Consider the following 16,622-nt stretch of genomic DNA (forward strand, 5'->3'; position numbering starts at 1 on the left):
CTGCCTGGTTGGCGGCGGCCGGGTCGTGCGCGTCGTCACCCAAGTTCTGCACCTCGGTCACCCGTAATCCTCTTCAATCGTCACCGGTTGGGCCGGTTGGTCTTCGAGCTCGCCGATCCAGCTGATGGACAGCGGGCCCAGGGGGTCGGGCTGATCGAACTCGATGGTCTTGCCCCGGTAGAGTTCGAGCAGCGCGAGGAAGCGGGCCACGATCTGGATCGGCAGTTCGCAGTCGGCGCAGAGTTCGTGGAAGGTCGTCCAGCCGCCCGCGCCACGGCTTTTCAGCATCTCCAGCACCAGCGCGGCTTGTTCGGCGATCGAAATCGCGTGGGCGTGGATGTGATCCAGCCCCACCCTCGGTTTCGGACGCGGCCGGAACACGGTGGCTGCGACCTCGGCGAACCCTGCGGCGTCCACCCCCAGCGTAACCTCCGGCAACAGCGCCAGATACCGCTCCTCCAGCGACACCGCGCGCGGATAGCGTTGCAGCGCCGCGGCCTCCAGCTCGCCCAGCAGTGCCGCGACCTGTTTGAAGGCGCGATACTGCAACAGCCGTGCGAACAGCAGGTCGCGGGCTTCGAGGAGCTCGAGGTCCTCCTCGTCGGAGACCTCGCCGGAGGGCAGCAGCCGGGCCGCCTTCAGATCCAGCAGGGTAGCCGCGATGAGCAGAAATTCAGTGGTCTGGTCGAGGACCTTGTCGGCGCGCAGCCCCTTTTCCTCCGAGAGCCGGGCGGTGAGCGCCTTGGTGTGGGCGATGAATTCGTCGGTGACCTTGTGCAGTGCGATCTCGGTGACGTCGAGCCGTCGCGAGCTGATGAGCTGCAGCAACAGGTCGAACGGGCCCTCGAAGTTGGCGAGCTTCAGGTGAAATTTGCCCGTTGCGTTCTGATCGTCCGATGGTCCGGCAGTACCGCCGCCTGCGACGATGTCCGCCAGGACCGGCGAGTCCGGATCTCCGGCGGGCAGGGCTGTATCCGCGTCCGCCGGGTCGTGCTCGGACGAATCGAGAGGATCGCTCAACGGCCCGACCGCTGGATGACTTCCCGGGCCATGGCCCGATAGGCCTCCGCGCCACCGGATTTCGGCGCCCAGGTGGTAATGGGCTCGCCGGCGACACTGGCGTCGGGGAAGCGGACGGTCCGCGAGATCACGGTGTCGTACACGAGGTCGCCGAACACCTCGACCACGCGCGTCATCACCTGACGTGAATGCAATAGGCGAGCATCGAACATGGTGACCACGATGCCGTACAGGGTCAGTTCCGGATTCAGCCGGTCCCGCACCTTCTCCACGGTGTCGTTGAGCAGGGCCAGGCCGCGCAGCGAGAAGTATTCGCACTCCATGGGAATGATGACGCCGTCGGCGCAGGCCAGGGCGTTCACGGTGAGCAGGCCCAGCGAGGGCTGGCAGTCGATCAGGATGTAGTCGTAGCGGTCGCGCAGCGGCGCGATGGCGCGGCCCAGCGTCTGCTCCCGGCCGACCTCGTTGACGAGCTGAATCTCCGCCGCCGACAGGTCGATATTGCTGGGCAGCAGATCCATGCCCTCGACCTTGGTGTTCATCAGCACGTCGTCGACATTGACCTTGCCGGGGCCGACGAGCAGGTTGTGCACGGTGACGTCCAGATCGTGGTGCGCCACACCGAGTCCCGCCGACAGCGCGCCCTGCGGATCCAGGTCGACCAGCAGCACCTTGCGCCCGTATTCCGCCAGCGCCGCACCGAGATTGATGGTCGAGGTGGTCTTGCCGACGCCGCCCTTCTGATTGCACATGGCGACGATGAGGGCGGGTCCGCTGTGGTCGGCGTCGAGCGGCACGGGGATCTCGCGCACCGGGCGTCCGGTCGGACCGACTTCCCGGCCGTCGTGCACCACATCGGGTGCCTCCCACAGTGTTTGCGCGGCGGTTTCGATCCGCTGGCCCGCACCACCGGTAGTCGTCACGTCCGCTGCTCCTTCGACGTTCCTGCCCTTGCTCCGTGCACCGACCTGCCGTGGACGAAGCGCCCGGCCACGTGTGCGACCGGGTCCCTCCTAGACGCTACCGCCTGTTCACGCAAGACCAACGCTCGGACACGCACCCTAAACCTGCACTTCAGGGCGGGTAAGGGTGTCCTCGGTCGGACTGGTGTCCGGTCAGGAGCATTCTTCGCTTGTGGGACAGCAGGTTACGGCCTATGCACCAGGACTGCGGGAGATCAGCGGGGGTTTCCCCGAATCCTGTCCGATCCGGCCCACCCGATTTCCCTCCGGCCCACCCGATTTCCCTCCGGCTCGGCCGATCCCTCCCGGCGAAACCGCCTCCCGTCGCCGCCCCCCACACCTCGACCCCGCAACGTGATCCGCCATCAACCCCTGACGGCAACTGCCCACTATAAGCCCCGAGCCGCCAATCGCGACACCGCAGCGCGCCCGGACACCGATGTCCGCGCCCCCGCCCCGGACGACCTCGGCCACCGCCAGCAAACCCCCGAGCCGACAGCGCACCCAGTATCGCGAACTTGGATGGGCACCGGTCCTCACGTGAACCTCACCATCTCCCGGACAATCGACCGACTACAGCCGCAGCATGATCAAAGCAGTCGAACTGGCATGTGATTCACCGCCTGGGCGACGGGTTCGGCTGTCACCCAGACGTTCTCGTCCCGCGATTTCTTTCGGATCGGTGCGGTGAACGCCAGCTACGATCCGGACTTCCGGACCCTCGCGAGTCCGGCGGCCACCGGCACCCTGGCGAACTCGGCGATCCCCTGATCCGGTGGTACCGGATCTACTGATCCTGCTCGACCCGCTCGGGCCGCAGACGTCGCAGCGCGATGACGGCGGCCAGGCATCCGGCCCCGAGAGCGATGGCCATCCAGGCGGCGCGGTCACCCGATTCGGCGGTCCGGTTGGGATGCAGCGGGAACGCCTCGCAGCCACGGAATTCCAGCGTGAGCACGGCGGTCGGAATGAACAGCAGGCCGATCGCCAGCACGGTCCCGGCCGTGCCGCGGGTGGTGACCGCGCCGAAGCTGTACCCCGCCAGCGCGGCAATGGCGCAGCTGCCGATCAGCGCGCTCCACGAATCATCGTGCCGCGTGCTGGGAACCAGTAGCGCGAACACCCCGAGGGCGACGATCGCGACCGCGGCGACGACCGGCGCCGCGCGCCGCAGGCCCGTCGCCAGGCCGATCGCCAAGACCGAGAGAATCGGCGCGAGCTTCCAATGCGCCTGGGCCGCGATGGCGATCGCGCTGCCCGTCGCGGCGAGCGCCACCGCGAGCAGGGTGAGGGTGCCGTCGCGTTCCGGCAGCAGCAGCGCGGCGATCACCGCCGCCGCGAGCACCGCGAGCGTTCCGGCCACGATGACCGCGGTGCCGCTCGTCGCCGTGGTGAGCCGCTCCGACACCATGTCGACGGTGGTGACCACCACGGCCGCGGCGAGCACGGGCGCGAACGGCAGGTTCAACGCGGTGGGGTAGAACGCCTCTCCCGCGCGCGGGCACAGGACACAGCACACGGCCAGCAATCCCATTGTCGGTACGGTGACCCAGACCGGCGGCAGATCCACGAAGGCGCGTTCGAGCAGCGACAGGGTTCCGTGCTCGGCCGAGATTTTCTCGATGTGGTCGCCCACCGTGACGCCGATGAGCCCCCCGAGCAGGTATCCGATTGCGGGCGGCCGGTATTCGAGCGCCGCCGCGCCCGCCGCGCCGAGCAGCACCCCCGCCGCGATCGAATCGACGAAGTTGGCGGTGGCCATGGTCACGGAGGGGGTGGGCACCAGGTGGTCGGTGACCAGAATCAGTGTCGCGACCGCGGCGGTGCCCCAGGCGGCGCGAGAGCCGAACATGCGCACGCAGACCGCGGCCAGCACCGCGACGATCACGCCCGCGGCCGTGGCCCGGGGCACGGTGACGCTCAGCAGCGTCATCTGCAGCGCCGACGAGCCGGCGGCGCACCCGGTGTCGACGGGCACGATGAGGGCCAGGCCCGCGATCGCGGCGGCCGCGCACGCGCCCACCGTGTCGAGGGCCGCGCGATACCGCTGCACGGGCGGCTCCCAAGGTCTGAAGCAACAGGTCAGTTACCGTCCAGTCACCGTAACAGCGCGCGCATTCACCGGGGGTGACGGCGGGCCGCCCAGTCGGCGGCGAAATCGCGGAACCGCCGCACCGCCTCCGACGGCGTGGCGGTCGCCGACCAGATCAATCCGACATCGCGGGACGCGCCCGCGTCGGCGAGCGGGACGACGGCCAGCCCCGGCGGCATCGGTTCCTCGGCGGGCACCAGCGCGACGCCGAGCCCGGCCGCCACCAGCCCGGAGACCGTCACCAGATCGCTGGACTCGAAGACGATGCGCGGCCGGATTCCGGCCGCCGCGCACAGTTCGTCGAAGATCCGCCGCATGCCGAATCCCGGATGCATGGTGATGAATTCGGCGTCGGCCAGCTCGGCCAGCCGGATCGGCCGCTGCCCGCTCTTGCCGGACGGGGCGGCCAGGCGGTGGTCGGCCGGAACCGCCAGGACCAGCGGCTGATTCAGCAGGGTGCGCCACCCGATGCCGGGCTCACCGGGCCGCGGCGACACCAGCGCCAGATCGGCCTCGCCGTCGAGCACCTGCCGGGTGATGACCTCGGCCGCGCCCTGATACAGCGTGAAGCCGACCCGCCCCGAGCCGCGCCGGAATTCGCCGATCAGCTGCGGGGCCAGCCGGCCGCCGAAGGAATGCAGGAACGACAGCCGGACCACTCCCTTGGCCGGATTGATGCGGTCGGCGACGGCCTGCTCCCCGGCGTGCAGTTCAGCGCGGGCGCGGCGGGCGTGCTCGTAGTAGAGGCGGCCGTACTCGTTGAGCCGGATGCGCTTGCCGTGCCGGTCGAACAACGGAGTGCCGAGCCGCTGCTCGAGCCGGGCGAGCATGCGCGACAGCGTGGGCTGCGCCAGGTGCAGCCGGTCGGCGGCCGCGCTGACATTCTCCGTTTCGGCGAGTGTCGTGAACCACTCCAGATCCGAGCCGAGCACGCCGCCTCCTCCCTATATGTCGGCAGAGCATGAGTACTTCCATAATCATGCATTTCCGTTCTAAGTGCCAGCGTCGCACCCTGGATCCCGCACCCCCGTACCGAGAGGATCCGATGACTACCGTGCAAGGGACCACCAGCACCGCCGCGTCAGGGCCGACCGGTACGGCGACATCGCAACCGACGGCAGCGCAGGAGCCGACCAGCGCGGCCACGCAGGAGCCGACCAGCGCGGCCACGCCGGGGCCGACCGGTACCGCCGGACCCGGCCGGCCGACGCACGCACACGAGAAGCGGGTCACCGCAGCCCTTTTCGCAGCCGGGCTGACCACGTTCGCGGCCATGTACTCCACCCAGTCGCTGCTGCCGAGCCTGTCGGCCGCCTTCGCGGTCCCGCCCGCGCACGCGGCCCTCGCCGTCTCACTGACCACGGGTTTTCTTGCGCTGGCCATCATTCCGGCAGGTGCGCTGTCGGCGCGGATCGGCCGCACCCGGGTGATGATCGGATCGGCGGTGGTGGCTTCGGCGCTGGGTCTGCTGCTGCCGCTGTGCCCGACCCTCGACACCCTGCTGGCGGTGCGGGCCGTACAGGGCGTTTCGCTGGCGGGCGTGCCCGCGGTGGCCATGGCGTATCTGGCCGAGGAGATCGGGGCGGCCGGACTCGGCGCGGCCATGGGCGTCTATATCGCCGGGACCACCATCGGGGGGCTGGCGGGCCGGTTGATTCCCTCGCTCGCCCTCGGGCTGACCTCGTGGCGCTGGGCGGAGCTGGCGGTTTCGCTGGCCGCCGCGGCGTGCACGGTCTGGTTCGCGTGCACCCTGCCGCCCTCGCGCGGATTCGCCGCGCGCCCGGCCGGTTTCGGCACCATGATCGGCGATCTCACGGCGCAGCTGCGGCATCGCGGCCTGATCGCGCTCTTCGGTCTGGCCTTCCTGCTGATGGGCAGCTTCGTGTCGGTCTACAACTTCCTGGGCTACCGCCTGACCCATCGTCCCTTCGAATTGCCCGCGGCCCTGGCCGGATCGGTGTTCGTGCTGTACCTCGCCGGGACGGTCGCATCGGCGTACACCGGCAGGCTCGCCGATCGTCGCGGCCATGCACGGGTCCTCGCCGCCGCGGTGACATTGATGGCCCTCGGTGCGCTGATCACCATCCCCGATCACCTGACCACGGTGCTGATCGGCATCCTGCTGTTCACCACCGGGTTCTTCGCCGCGCACACCACGGCCAGCGCGTGGGTGGGCACGCTGGCCGAAAATCGCGGCGCGGCATCGTCTCTCTACATGTTCGCGTACTACCTGGGCAGCGCGGTGGTCGGCAGCGCGGCCGGGATCGCTTACGCGGCCGGCGGCTGGGCCGGGCTGGTGGCCTGTGTGGCAGCGCTTTTCGTGATCGCGGCGCTGCTGCTGATCTCGCTGGTCACGGCCGGCCGGCCGGCGCGGGGTCGGCACTGATGTCGGTATCGGTGTCCGCGCACGCCGGATTCGGGCTGTCCTCGGTGACCTCGGTGCACACCGGCGGTACCGCCGGGGGATCGGTGTGGATCTCGATCGGCGCGGGCGCGCGTTCGGCCGGACCGGCCACGGCGGGCACCGCGAGGTAGACGAAGGCAGTGGCCAGCCCGGCCAGGACGAGAACCATGGCCCCGGCCGCCAGCGTGGGGAGGGCGGTGGTGGAACGTGCCCACGCGACAACGGCCATGCCCCTCACCTCCTCGCAGCAGGACGACGATGCGTCTATCTCTCATCGCGTCGTAACGCGAGCCGCCCGCACCGGCCGTGCGGGCCTCATGAGGCCATGGTCGGGTTCGGCTCGGGGCCGGTCAAGCGGTAGCGGGGTCCATTTGCATGATGTTTACGCACGGTCGACACGGGCCTGTGCCGGTCCCGCCCAGCGCAATCCGGCGGTGACCGGAATCAGGCTCCGGTGTGCCTGTCGACGAAGACCTGGTAACCGTCCAGCAGCCGATCCAGGGCGAAGCTGAAATCGGCTTCTTCCCAGTGCATGTCGTCGGCGTCGAAGGCGCGGTTGGCGAGGGCGGCACTCACGATGGGGAAGCGCCCGGGATCGAGCACCGCGGTCAGGATGGCGGTGAAGTCCTGGTCCTGATTGTTCTGCTGGATGGTGTCGCGCAGGAAGCGGGTGCGGCCGATGACATAGATCGAAAGGTTCACCAGCAGTTGCAGTTTGAGCGGTTCGGCGAGGTCGAGACCGGATAGCACGCGCATGCCCGCCTCGAGCCAGGCCATATTGTTCGGGCCCAGCGGGGGCGAGGTCATGGGGATGTCCAGCCACCAGTCGTGGGCGCGGATGGTGTGGAATTCGGCCCAGGCCCAGGCTTCCAGCCCGGCGCGCCAGCCGTCGGCCGGCAGGTCCGGGGTCACGTCGAAGATGCGGTCGTGCAGCAGCTCGACGAGGGTGTCCTTGCTGTCGACGTACCGGTAGAGCGACATCGTGGTGAACCCGAGCTCCTTGGCGACCCGGGCCATGGACAGCGCGGCATAGCCCTCGGCGTCGGCGACCCGCACGGCGGTGTCCAGGATCTGATCGAGGCTCAGCCCGCGCTTGGGTCCACGGCTGCCCGCGTCGTCCAGATCCCACAGCAGCTTCACCGCCTTGGGCAGGACTCGTTCGTCGGGCCCCTTCATCTGACCTCCTGTCGTCGTTCCGCCTCCATCTTGCGCCATCCCGGAAACTGTGTAGCCTATAAACAAAGTGTACGACATAAACAGTTTCTGATCGGAGTCCCTCCATGACCACATCCAGACTCGAACCCGCCATCGCGGTCACCGGCCTCACCAAATCCTTCGGTGATCAGCCCGTGCTGCGCGGCATCGATGTGACCGTGCCCGCCGGCACGGTGTTCGCCCTGCTCGGCCCGAACGGCGCGGGCAAGACCACCGTGGTGCGCATCCTCACCACGCTGAACCGGCCCGATGGGGGACAGGTGCGGGTGGGCGGCCACGATCCGGTGCGCGAGCCGGACGCGGTGCGCGCGGCCATCGGCGTCACCGGGCAGTTCGCGGCCGTGGACGAGATCCTCACCGGCGCCGAGAATCTGCGCCTCATGGGGCGGTTACTGCATCTGGGTTCCGGCGAAACCGGCAGGCGCACGGCACGATTGCTGGAGCAGTTCGACCTCACCGATGCCGCGGGCAAGCGCGCGGGGTCCTATTCCGGCGGTATGCGCCGCCGCCTCGACATCGCCATGAGCCTGATGGGGCGGCCGCGCATCGTGTTCCTCGACGAGCCCACCACCGGCCTGGATCCGCGCAGCCGCCGCGAGCTGTGGCGGGTGATCCGGGGTCTGGTCGCCGACGGCGTGACCATCTTCCTCACCACCCAGTACCTGGAGGAGGCCGACCAATTGGCCGACCGCATAGCGGTTCTCGACGCCGGGCGCATTGTCGCCGAGGGCAGCGCGGCGGAGCTGAAACGGCTGGCGCCGGGCGGCCACCTGCGACTCGGCTTCGCCGACGAGCACGGCCTGGCGGCAGCCGCGCGGGCCCTGCCCGGGGCCGAGCCGGATACCGAGCAGCTGGCGCTGCGGGTGCCCTCGGACGGCAGCGTCGGCGATATCCGCAAGCTGCTCGATCATCTCGACGACCATGCCGTGGCCATCGGCGAATTGGCCATCCACACACCGGATCTCGACGATGTCTTCTTCGCGCTGACCGGCGCCACCGTAAAAGGCGCTGCGTGATGGGCACTCTCGTGCAGTCGGTCCAGGACTCCGCCGCCATGGTCGGGCGCAATCTGCGCCACACCCTGCGCAGTCCGGACACCATGATCATGACCATCGCGGTGCCGGTGACCATCCTGCTGATGTTCGTCTACGTCTTCGGCGGCGCGATGAATGTCGGCGGCTCCTACATCGACTACGTGGTGCCCGGAATCCTGCTGCTGTGCGCGGGTTTCGGATCGGGCGCCACGGCCGTGGCGGTGGCCACCGACCTGCACAGCGGCATCGTGGACCGGTTCCGGGCCATGGCGGTCTCCCGCAGCGCGGTCCTGGCCGGGCACGTGCTGGAGAGCGTGCTGCGCAATCTGCTCACCACCGGGGTGGTGGTGCTGGTTGCGGTGGCGCTCGGCTTCCGGCCGACCGCGGACCCGCTGCGCTGGCTCGCGGTGGCCGGCATGCTGGCGTGCTTCGTGCTGGCGCTGTCCTGGGCGGCCGCCGCCCTGGGCCTGCTGGCCTCCAATCCCGAAGCGGCCAACGGCTTCATGTTCATCTTCATGTTCCTGCCGTACGTCAGCAGCGCGTTCGTGCCGACCCACACGCTGCCGAGCTGGCTGCGCGGCTTCGCCCAGCATCAGCCGGTCACCTCGATCGCCGAGACGGTGCGCGGGCTGCTGATGGATACCCGGGTGGGGGACTCCGCGCCGACCGCCCTGGCCTGGTGTGCGGGCATCGCCCTGATCGGCTATCTGGGCGCGGGCGCATTGTTCCGTCGCCGGCGGGCACACTGAGATATGTATACGCCGATATGCGCATCTTGGCATGAAAGTTCTGTATGTCCAATTCCGACTTAGCGGAACGAAAAAGCCGGGCACCGAGGATCTCGGTGCCCGGCTCGGTCTGCCGGGCACCCGGGATCACGCGCGCCGCTCAACGCCGGCGCAGCACCGCGACCAGCACTGCCACCAGGGTGAGCAGCAGGATGGCCGAGCCGATCCAGATCTCGGTGCGGCTGTAGTCCGGAACCTGGTCCGGTACCGAGCCCGTGGCCAGCAGGATCGCCCCCAGGTAGCCGGCCGGGCCAGCTATCGTCACCATGATCGGCACATCCTTCCGAATCGCCGTGACCCGAATCGCCCTCGCTGTGAGCGTCGCGTCCGGGGCACTCTCGCCATGGTCGATCCGATCGCGCCGCCGGGCAAGCACCGCCGCGTAAGGATTTCGTCCTGAATCGGATGAATGTTGGGATTCGCACACCCTATACCAAGCAAACGCTTGGGTTTGATAACGTCGGTGGGGCAGGAGGACGGTGACGGGCATCTGTCGCAACGCAGCGACGTCCGTACGCTGAACCGGACCGCGCATGCGCGGCCGTCGGAGCTATCAATGGGGATGTGACCCGGGGGCAATTCAATTCGGCTCGACGTTGTTCGACGACGTGGGCGTCGTTGCGTGCCGCCCGTCCCCGGCATGGCAACCGACAGGAATGGCTCATGACCGAAACCAAGGTAATTCCCGACCCGAACCACCCGCTGCTGTCCCTGGCGCGGGCCTACACCGACTACTTCACCCCGACGGTCACCGGGCTGGAGAATCTGCCCGCGTCCGGCCCGGCCCTGGTCATCGGCAACCACTCGTCCATCTACTGGGCCCCCGAGGTGTGGATCACCTTCATGGCCATGCTGGAACGCCGCCCGGACGAGCCCAGCTACGGCGTCGCGCACGATATCCTTTTGCGCGCACCGATTCTCGGCGACAGCCTGCGCCAGTTCGGCGTCATCGCGGCCTCGCGCGAGTCGGCGGCCAAGGGGCTCAAGGACGGTGGCGCGGTCATGGTGTATCCCGGCGGCGACTGGGAGGCGTGCCGCCCGTGGACCGATCGCGGCAAGATCGACTTCGCCGAGCGCAAGGGCTTCGTGCGGCTCGCCCTCGAAATGGGTGTCCCGGTGATCCCCGCGGTCGCCAATGGCGGCCACGACTCCATCTTCGTGCTCAGCCGCGGTGAGCGCACCGCGCGGCTACTGCAGCTTGACAAGCTCGTGCGCGCCAAGGTGTTTCCGTACACCCTCGGACTGCCGTTCGGTGTCGCGCCGATTCTGCCGCAGGTGCCGCTGCCCGCCTCGGTGACCGTCAGCTTCCTGCCCGCACTGGACTGGTCGGTCGAGCCGGGCGATCCGGAGGACGCCGACCTGGTCGACGAGTACTACACCCGGTCCGTCCGGACCATGCAGACCGAGCTGGACCGGCTGCGTGCCGAGACGCCGAACCCGGTGGCCGCCGGGATCAAGAAGCATGTGGCCGGACTGCCCGGGCCGCTGAAGGGCCTGGCCGATCTGCTGTAGCCGGACCGCTCTGCTCCAGGGGGACAGCGGATTTCATCGTATGGGCCAGAGCCGGATGCCGGGTGCGAATCTCCACGTCGCACCCGGCGTCCCGCGTCCCGCGTCCGGGTGTGTCGGCGACGATGCTGAGCGGTAACGCTTTACCGTCGGCGATCGTGCGTATTACACTTTTCTCGGTTCAGGTCACGTTTCGCTCATTGGCTGAAGACTAACCAGATTGGGTCTGCGCACTGCTGGCGCAGCGCTGAAACGCATTGGCGTACATCATTTTCGACCACATGGATTGATCACAGAGCTCACAGCGACATCGCGTGGATTCGATTGCGCGCAGGGAGTAGTCGGAACATGGTCGGGGTAACAGGTTTCGGGGGATTTCCGGGGGCACGAGGCGGCCTGTGGCACAAGGTCGTTCGCGGCGAAGCAGGGGGCTGCTCATTCCGAGACCGCCCGGCCCCGCGTCCCGCGATCGAAATCCGATGCCAGGAGAGGTGTGTCGACATGGTCGAGCCCGTGTGCGCCGAATGGACCGTTCCCCACGACATGACCGGGGTACGCGACCGGGTGGACGCCGTCCTCGAGAGCTTCCTGTCCGAGAAGGCGCGGGTAGCGGACCGCGAGCGGCTACCGACCGACCTGGTGGATGCCCTGCACTCGTTCGTTTGCCGCGGCGGCAAGCGGATTTGCCCGCTGCTGTGCGTGCTCGGCTGGTTCGCGGCCGGTGGCAGCGATCGGCTGCCCACGGCCGTCGTGCGGGTGGCCGCGGCACTGGAGTTGCAGCACGCCGCAGTGCTCATCCACCGCGATGTCATCGAACGCCGGCTCACCCGGCGCGGCTTCCCCACCATGTCCTGCGCCATGGCGGACCGCTTCGCGCACAAGCCGGATCGGGAGCGCTTCGGCCGGCAGGCCGCGGTTCTGCTCGGCGATCTGGCCCTGGCCTGGTCGGACGAGCTGCTGTGCTCGGCACATCTGAGCGCCCGTCAGCGCGCGGCCGCCGGCGCGGCCATGTCGGCCATGCGCATGGAGGTCGTCTACGGGCAGTACCTGGAGGTGCGCGCGGCCGGTGATCCGGTCGCCGACCTGGAACGCGCCCTGGAGATCGTGCGCTACAAGACCGTCGGCTACACCTGCGAACGGCCGCTGCAGCTGGGTGCCCGCCTTGCCGGGGCCGACGAGAATACCCAGGCGGCACTGTCGGTCTACGCTCGCGCGCTGGGGGAGGCCGTGCATCTGACCGAGGACCTGCACCGGGTCTTCGGCGACCGGGCCGGTACCGATTCCCGGCTCGAGGATTTGCGCGACGGCCGGCACACCGCGCTGGTCGCCTCCGCACTGGGCCGGGCGGTGGGCGGCACCGCCGTGGAATTGCGTGCGCTACTGGGCAATCCGGGCTTGGACGTGCGCGGGGCCACGCTGTGCCGGGACATCATGACCGAGGTGGGCGCGCGCGAGGAGATCGAGCAGATGGTCGCCTTGCGCCGCGAGCAGGCCTTGAACGCGGTTGACGATATGCATGTACCCGCGCCGGCCCGGCAGGTATTGCGCGCACTCGCCGAACACCTCACCAATACCGAAGGCTGAGGGTAGAATTCGATAATGTCAGCGTACCCGCAGTGCCCCGAATTTCGGGAGCCCGATCGGTCGCAGAATATCGCAGCTTCGTAATCGCCTGTCGCGCACGGATTCCCATTTCAGCACCTGGGGCCGAGTATGCAGCCTTTTCAGCTTCCCAATTGCTACTGCCATCTTCGCATGCCTGAATTCCCATCCGGACGATGCCGGTGGGCACAGGACATGTACTGATGGAACAACAACAGGGACAACAGATCTGGAGCGGAGGGGAGCTGACCGGACACGGCTGCCGGCTGCTGTGAGTTCAAGCCCATCCGGCACCGATACGACGCGGACCCGGGCTCGTATGCGAGGAGGTCGAATTCGACGGCGATCTACAGAATCTGGTGGTTGTTCTCGAGCGTGCGGCCGAACTTCAGGATCGGTCGGCGTCCTCGATGAATTGTCACGCCCACGCCGACCGTGTGAGCCGAATTCCCTTCGCGCACCGAAAGAAGCGTCTCCATGACCGTGACCGCCTTCGTTCCCCCCGTGCACCGCCCCGCCGAGATTCTGGCTCGCGCCCGTACCGTGCTCGAACCGGTGCTGCGCGAGGCGGTGCTGTCCCTGCCGCAACCCATCCAGCGTATGGCCGGGTACCACTTCGGCTGGTGCGACGAGCACGGCGCCGCCACCCGCGGCGCGTCCGGCAAGATGCTCCGGCCCGCACTGGTCACCTCCGCCGCCCTCGCCTGCGACGGCGTCCCCGCCGAGGCCGCCGGCGCGGCCGCCGCGGTCGAGCTGATCCACAATTTCACCCTGCTCCACGACGACGTCATGGATCTCGACGCGGTGCGCCACGGCCGCCCCACCGTCTGGAAGGTCTGGGGCGTCCCGGACGCCGTGCTGCTCGGCGACGCCCTGCACGCGCTGGCGGTGAATGTCCTTGCGGCGGTGCTGCCCCCGGCCGTTGCCGTCGCCGCCATCGACCGGCTCGCGACCACGGTCACCGAGATGTGCCGCGGCCAGCACGAGGACTGCCACGCCGGGGCCGCCCAGGCCACCGCCGCCGGGTGGGAGCGAATGGCGATGGGCAAGACCGGCGCGCTGCTCGGCTGCTCGTGCGCGCTCGGCGCGCTGAGCGCGGGCGCGAATGCCGAAACCGTCACCGTTTTCGAGCATTTCGGGCGGAACCTCGGGGTGGCGTTCCAGGCGAGCGACGACATCCTCGGCATCTGGGGCGATCCCGCGCACAGCGGCAAGCCCGCCGGGGATCTGGCCCGGCGCAAACGATCACTGCCGATCGTCCTGGCGCTGGAGTCCGGTACCGACGCAGGGCGGGCGCTGAACCGGTTCTTCGATACAACCACTCCGCTCTCGGCCGACGAGATCGGCAGAGCCGCAACGCTCGTCGAACAGGCGGGCGGTCGGCACGGCGCCGAACGACTGGCGCAGCAGCGCATGCGCGCGGCGGTGGCCGCACTGCCGGACCGGCCCGGGTGCGGTGATCTCCGCACCCTCGCTGAGCTCGTCGACCATCGGAACAAGTGACGAAGGAGAGGTCGTGAACGAGAACACCTGTGCCAGTTCGGTACTGGAGCGGCTTCCGAAGCAGCGCCGGCGCACCGTGCTGCTGGCCGCCTCGCATGGTGGAAGTCGCACGGCGGCAGGGGATCGCGGCGCATCTCATCGACGACGGCGGCGACATCGACGGCGCGTGGATCGAGCCCACCCGGGTGATCGGGCTCTCTGCCGGAGCCTCCGCGCCGCCCGCCCTGGTGGACGCGGTGATCGACGCGCTGCGCTGGTGGGGCCCGGTCACCGTGCGCGAATACGAGATCGCCCGCGAACACGTCGTCTTCGCCGCCCCCGCCGCGATGCGGAGGCGGCCATGATCACCACCCGGCTCGACCTCGCCGCGGCGCCACCGGTGCGCCGCCGCACCCGCCGCATCCGGATCGGCCGCGTCCCCGTGGGCGGCGGCGCGCCGATCCCGGTCCAGACCATGACCACCACCTCCACCCGCGATGTCGGCGCCACTCTGCGACAGACCGCGGAGGTGACCGCCGCGGGCAAGGGGCAGATCTTCGTTCGCGGCCGCGTGGTGCGGACCGCCGCCGAACACCAGATCGTCGAGGCGTTGCTCGCCGAAGCAGTCGCCCTCACCGAGAACGCCGGATCGGAGGACACCCTGTGAGTACCCCCGCGATCGCTCCATCCTCGCTGGACCGCACCGCCATCCGGGTGCGGGTGGAGGCCGCGCTCTACGAATTCCTCGGCGACAAGGCCGAATCCGCGGCCACCGCCGGACTGCCCCCCGACGTGGTCGACGCGGTGCGCGCGTTCCTGTTCGCGGGCGGCAAACGGATCCGGCCGCTGTTCTGCGTGCTCGGCTGGTACGCCGGCGGCGGCGGTGAGCTGCCCGATTCCGTGGTCCGGGTGGCCGCGGCGGTCGAGCTGTTCCACGCCGCCGTACTCATCCACGACGACATCATCGACGACAGCGCCACCCGCCGCGACCGGCCCACCGTGCACCGGGCCGTGGCCGAGGGTGCCCGCGGCGACCGCCCGTCCGCCGCCCGTTTCGGCACCCACGCCGCCCTGCTCATCGGCGACTTCGGGCTGGTGTGGTCGCAGGAACTGCTGCACACCGCGGGCCTCTCTGCGGCCCAGAATGCCGCTGCCGCACCGATTCTCGACGCCATGCGTACCGAGGTGAACTACGGCCAGTATCTCGACCTGCTCACCACCGGCCGCCCCACCCGCGACCTGGACCGGGCGCTCGAGATCATCCGGTACAAGACGGCGGCCTACACCGTGGAACGGCCGCTCCAACTGGGCGCCGCGCTGGCCGGGGCCGGACCCGACGTGGCGCGGGCGCTCTCGTCCTACGGGCGGCCTTTAGGCGAGGCGTTCCAGCTCCAGGACGACCTGCTCGGGGTCTACGGTGACCCGGCGGAGACCGGCAAATCCAACATCGACGACCTCCGTGCAGGCAAGCACACCGCGCTGCTCGCACTCGCCCTGCGACACGCGTGCCCCGAGCAGCGCGCCCAGCTCGGCGCCCTGGTCGGCAATGCCGGACTGGACCTGCACGGGGCCGGACTCTGTCGCGAGATCCTCAGCGCCACAGCGCGTCCCACGGTGGAACGAATGATCCGTGAGCGCTGGCTGCTGGTGCAGCGGACCCTCGCCCACGCCCCGTTCCCGCCCGCCGCGGTGTCCGGGCTGCGCAGCATCGCCGACGCCGTCATCGCGCGCACCTCCTAGCCGCGCTCCCGATCACCCCCGGGCCCCGCCCGGCGCTGCGACCCCGATCGCGCCCGCCGGTGTGGTTAACTCGCGGCAAGCGCCGGGCGGGCGACTGCCCGGACCCCGACCCGGGCGTCCGGAACGCATCCGCCCTCCCCGGCGTTGCCTCAGGGAGCCGAGAGGGTGGAAAGCATGGTGCGCCTTGTGCATTCGGTAGTCCCCGCGATCGGGGCGGTGGGGGCGCTGGCGGTCGCCCTGGTGGTGCCGCCCCTGCTGTCATCGGCGGTACCGGTCCGCGAGACCGAGGTGGCGGCGGGGACCAGTATCAAGATCATCGCGACCGGGATCGGCGCCGTGCACGGCGCCGCGAATCCCGCCAACGCCATGGTCTTCCGGGCGCCCGAGCAGATGCGCCGGCGGGCCACCGGCGACGAATCCATCGCCGTGCTGACCTCCGACAGCGGCGACCAGCGGGTGTCGGTGTCGGTGGTCGACGGCATCACCGACTTCGCCACCGCCGCCCCGCGCATGCTGCTGCCGCTGCGCGCGGCCGGGGTCACCGTGCGTTTCGACGGGGGAGCGGTGGATGTCGGCGACTTCCACGGGCTCACCTGCGTGCTGCCCGATACCACCGGCGGAGTGTGCGCGGTGGCCAGCAGCGGGGACGTGGGCGTGACCGTCACGGCCACCGGAACCACCCGCGAAGCCGGACTCCGGATGATCGCGGACGTGCTGAACTCGAGCAAGGCGGTCGAGGCATGAGCGGTCGAGCCCGGCGGCGGCGCTCCGCCT

Annotated in this window: 17 protein-coding genes; 10 read left to right on the forward strand and 7 right to left on the reverse strand. The window is 69.5% G+C overall.

What is annotated here, in order from left to right:
* Window positions 1-57: 57 nt before the first annotated feature.
* From ACFXKA_RS26830 to ACFXKA_RS26845, 4 genes are all read right to left on the reverse strand, one after another.
* Complete coding sequence (locus ACFXKA_RS26830; RefSeq protein WP_379429482.1) at window positions 58-927, reverse strand: segregation and condensation protein A; 870 nt, start codon at window positions 925-927, stop codon at window positions 58-60.
* An 89-nt stretch (window positions 928-1,016) separates the two neighbouring features.
* Window positions 1,017-1,913, reverse strand: coding sequence for a ParA family protein (locus ACFXKA_RS26835; protein ID WP_354844892.1), 897 nt, complete (start codon window positions 1,911-1,913; stop codon window positions 1,017-1,019).
* A gap of 856 nt (window positions 1,914-2,769) precedes the next feature.
* A complete protein-coding gene (locus ACFXKA_RS26840; protein WP_379429384.1) occupies window positions 2,770-4,035 on the reverse strand; it encodes a hypothetical protein in 1,266 nt (421 codons plus the stop codon).
* 65 nt (window positions 4,036-4,100) lie between these two features.
* Complete coding sequence (locus ACFXKA_RS26845) at window positions 4,101-5,006, reverse strand: LysR family transcriptional regulator (RefSeq protein ID WP_379429385.1); 906 nt, start codon at window positions 5,004-5,006, stop codon at window positions 4,101-4,103.
* 113 nt (window positions 5,007-5,119) lie between these two features.
* Between ACFXKA_RS26845 and ACFXKA_RS26850 the strand changes: the two genes are divergently transcribed.
* On the forward strand, window positions 5,120-6,460 hold the full coding sequence (locus tag ACFXKA_RS26850) for an MFS transporter (protein ID WP_379429386.1): 1,341 nt from the start codon (window positions 5,120-5,122) through the stop codon (window positions 6,458-6,460).
* Here ACFXKA_RS26850 and ACFXKA_RS26855 read toward each other — a convergent pair.
* Both ACFXKA_RS26855 and ACFXKA_RS26860 read right to left on the reverse strand, forming a co-directional pair.
* Window positions 6,426-6,707 carry a hypothetical protein gene (locus tag ACFXKA_RS26855; protein ID WP_379429387.1) on the reverse strand — a complete coding sequence of 94 codons (282 nt, stop codon included), beginning with the start codon at window positions 6,705-6,707 and terminating at the stop codon, window positions 6,426-6,428. The genes ACFXKA_RS26850 and ACFXKA_RS26855 overlap by 35 nt on opposite strands.
* A 215-nt stretch (window positions 6,708-6,922) precedes the next feature.
* A complete protein-coding gene (locus tag ACFXKA_RS26860; protein ID WP_379429388.1) occupies window positions 6,923-7,654 on the reverse strand; it encodes a TetR/AcrR family transcriptional regulator in 732 nt (243 codons plus the stop codon).
* A gap of 104 nt (window positions 7,655-7,758) precedes the next feature.
* On the opposite strand from ACFXKA_RS26860, the gene ACFXKA_RS26865 reads away from it, so the two are divergent.
* Both ACFXKA_RS26865 and ACFXKA_RS26870 read left to right on the forward strand, forming a co-directional pair.
* A complete protein-coding gene (locus ACFXKA_RS26865) occupies window positions 7,759-8,709 on the forward strand; it encodes an ATP-binding cassette domain-containing protein (protein ID WP_379429389.1) in 951 nt (316 codons plus the stop codon).
* Window positions 8,709-9,476 (forward strand): ABC transporter permease, encoded by a 768-nt coding sequence (locus ACFXKA_RS26870; protein ID WP_379429390.1) that lies wholly within the window; start codon window positions 8,709-8,711, stop codon window positions 9,474-9,476. The genes ACFXKA_RS26865 and ACFXKA_RS26870 overlap by 1 nt, the downstream gene beginning before the upstream one ends.
* A gap of 139 nt (window positions 9,477-9,615) precedes the next feature.
* Here the strand turns inward: ACFXKA_RS26870 and ACFXKA_RS26875 are convergent, their stop codons facing one another.
* The gene (locus ACFXKA_RS26875) at window positions 9,616-9,783 is read right to left on the reverse strand and encodes a hypothetical protein (protein WP_354844805.1); all 168 of its coding nucleotides are present in this window, start codon (window positions 9,781-9,783) and stop codon (window positions 9,616-9,618) included.
* A 395-nt stretch (window positions 9,784-10,178) separates the two neighbouring features.
* Here ACFXKA_RS26875 and ACFXKA_RS26880 point away from each other — a divergent pair, with 395 nt between their 5' ends.
* The 7 genes from ACFXKA_RS26880 (at window position 10,179) to ACFXKA_RS26910 (ending at window position 16,592) form a co-directional block, all read left to right on the forward strand.
* Complete coding sequence (locus ACFXKA_RS26880) at window positions 10,179-11,027, forward strand: lysophospholipid acyltransferase family protein (RefSeq protein WP_379429391.1); 849 nt, start codon at window positions 10,179-10,181, stop codon at window positions 11,025-11,027.
* A gap of 498 nt (window positions 11,028-11,525) precedes the next feature.
* Window positions 11,526-12,608, forward strand: a complete 1,083-nt coding sequence (locus ACFXKA_RS26885; RefSeq protein ID WP_379429392.1) for a polyprenyl synthetase family protein — start codon at window positions 11,526-11,528, stop codon at window positions 12,606-12,608.
* A gap of 495 nt (window positions 12,609-13,103) precedes the next feature.
* Window positions 13,104-14,129, forward strand: coding sequence for a polyprenyl synthetase family protein (locus ACFXKA_RS26890; RefSeq protein ID WP_379429393.1), 1,026 nt, complete (start codon window positions 13,104-13,106; stop codon window positions 14,127-14,129).
* A gap of 95 nt (window positions 14,130-14,224) precedes the next feature.
* Complete coding sequence (locus ACFXKA_RS26895; protein ID WP_379429394.1) at window positions 14,225-14,473, forward strand: hypothetical protein; 249 nt, start codon at window positions 14,225-14,227, stop codon at window positions 14,471-14,473.
* On the forward strand, window positions 14,470-14,775 hold the full coding sequence (locus ACFXKA_RS26900; protein ID WP_379429395.1) for a flavodoxin-dependent (E)-4-hydroxy-3-methylbut-2-enyl-diphosphate synthase: 306 nt from the start codon (window positions 14,470-14,472) through the stop codon (window positions 14,773-14,775). Before ACFXKA_RS26895 ends, ACFXKA_RS26900 begins: the two co-directional genes overlap by 4 nt.
* On the forward strand, window positions 14,772-15,848 hold the full coding sequence (locus ACFXKA_RS26905; RefSeq protein ID WP_379429396.1) for a polyprenyl synthetase family protein: 1,077 nt from the start codon (window positions 14,772-14,774) through the stop codon (window positions 15,846-15,848). The genes ACFXKA_RS26900 and ACFXKA_RS26905 overlap by 4 nt, the downstream gene beginning before the upstream one ends.
* Before the next feature lie 174 nt (window positions 15,849-16,022).
* Window positions 16,023-16,592 (forward strand): hypothetical protein, encoded by a 570-nt coding sequence (locus ACFXKA_RS26910; RefSeq protein ID WP_379429397.1) that lies wholly within the window; start codon window positions 16,023-16,025, stop codon window positions 16,590-16,592.
* Window positions 16,593-16,622 lie beyond the last annotated feature (30 nt).

Origin of the sequence: Nocardia sp. NPDC059228, from assembly GCF_042754245.1 — a bacterium.
Lineage (GTDB): Bacteria > Actinomycetota > Actinomycetes > Mycobacteriales > Mycobacteriaceae > Nocardia.

Excerpts from the sequence above, each read along its gene's own strand:
- ACFXKA_RS26850 (WP_379429386.1), top strand. The coding sequence starts at position 5,120 with ATGACTACCGTGCAAGGGACCACCAGCACCGCCGCGTCAGGGCCGACC.
- ACFXKA_RS26855 (WP_379429387.1), bottom strand. The coding sequence starts at position 6,707 with ATGGCCGTTGTCGCGTGGGCACGTTCCACCACCGCCCTCCCCACGCTG.
- ACFXKA_RS26860 (WP_379429388.1), bottom strand. The coding sequence starts at position 7,654 with ATGAAGGGGCCCGACGAACGAGTCCTGCCCAAGGCGGTGAAGCTGCTG.
- ACFXKA_RS26865 (WP_379429389.1), top strand. The coding sequence starts at position 7,759 with ATGACCACATCCAGACTCGAACCCGCCATCGCGGTCACCGGCCTCACC.
- ACFXKA_RS26870 (WP_379429390.1), top strand. The coding sequence starts at position 8,709 with ATGGGCACTCTCGTGCAGTCGGTCCAGGACTCCGCCGCCATGGTCGGG.
- ACFXKA_RS26875 (WP_354844805.1), bottom strand. The coding sequence starts at position 9,783 with ATGGTGACGATAGCTGGCCCGGCCGGCTACCTGGGGGCGATCCTGCTG.
- ACFXKA_RS26880 (WP_379429391.1), top strand. The coding sequence starts at position 10,179 with ATGACCGAAACCAAGGTAATTCCCGACCCGAACCACCCGCTGCTGTCC.
- ACFXKA_RS26885 (WP_379429392.1), top strand. The coding sequence starts at position 11,526 with ATGGTCGAGCCCGTGTGCGCCGAATGGACCGTTCCCCACGACATGACC.
- ACFXKA_RS26890 (WP_379429393.1), top strand. The coding sequence starts at position 13,104 with ATGACCGTGACCGCCTTCGTTCCCCCCGTGCACCGCCCCGCCGAGATT.
- ACFXKA_RS26895 (WP_379429394.1), top strand. The coding sequence starts at position 14,225 with ATGGTGGAAGTCGCACGGCGGCAGGGGATCGCGGCGCATCTCATCGAC.
- ACFXKA_RS26900 (WP_379429395.1), top strand. The coding sequence starts at position 14,470 with ATGATCACCACCCGGCTCGACCTCGCCGCGGCGCCACCGGTGCGCCGC.
- ACFXKA_RS26910 (WP_379429397.1), top strand. The coding sequence starts at position 16,023 with ATGGTGCGCCTTGTGCATTCGGTAGTCCCCGCGATCGGGGCGGTGGGG.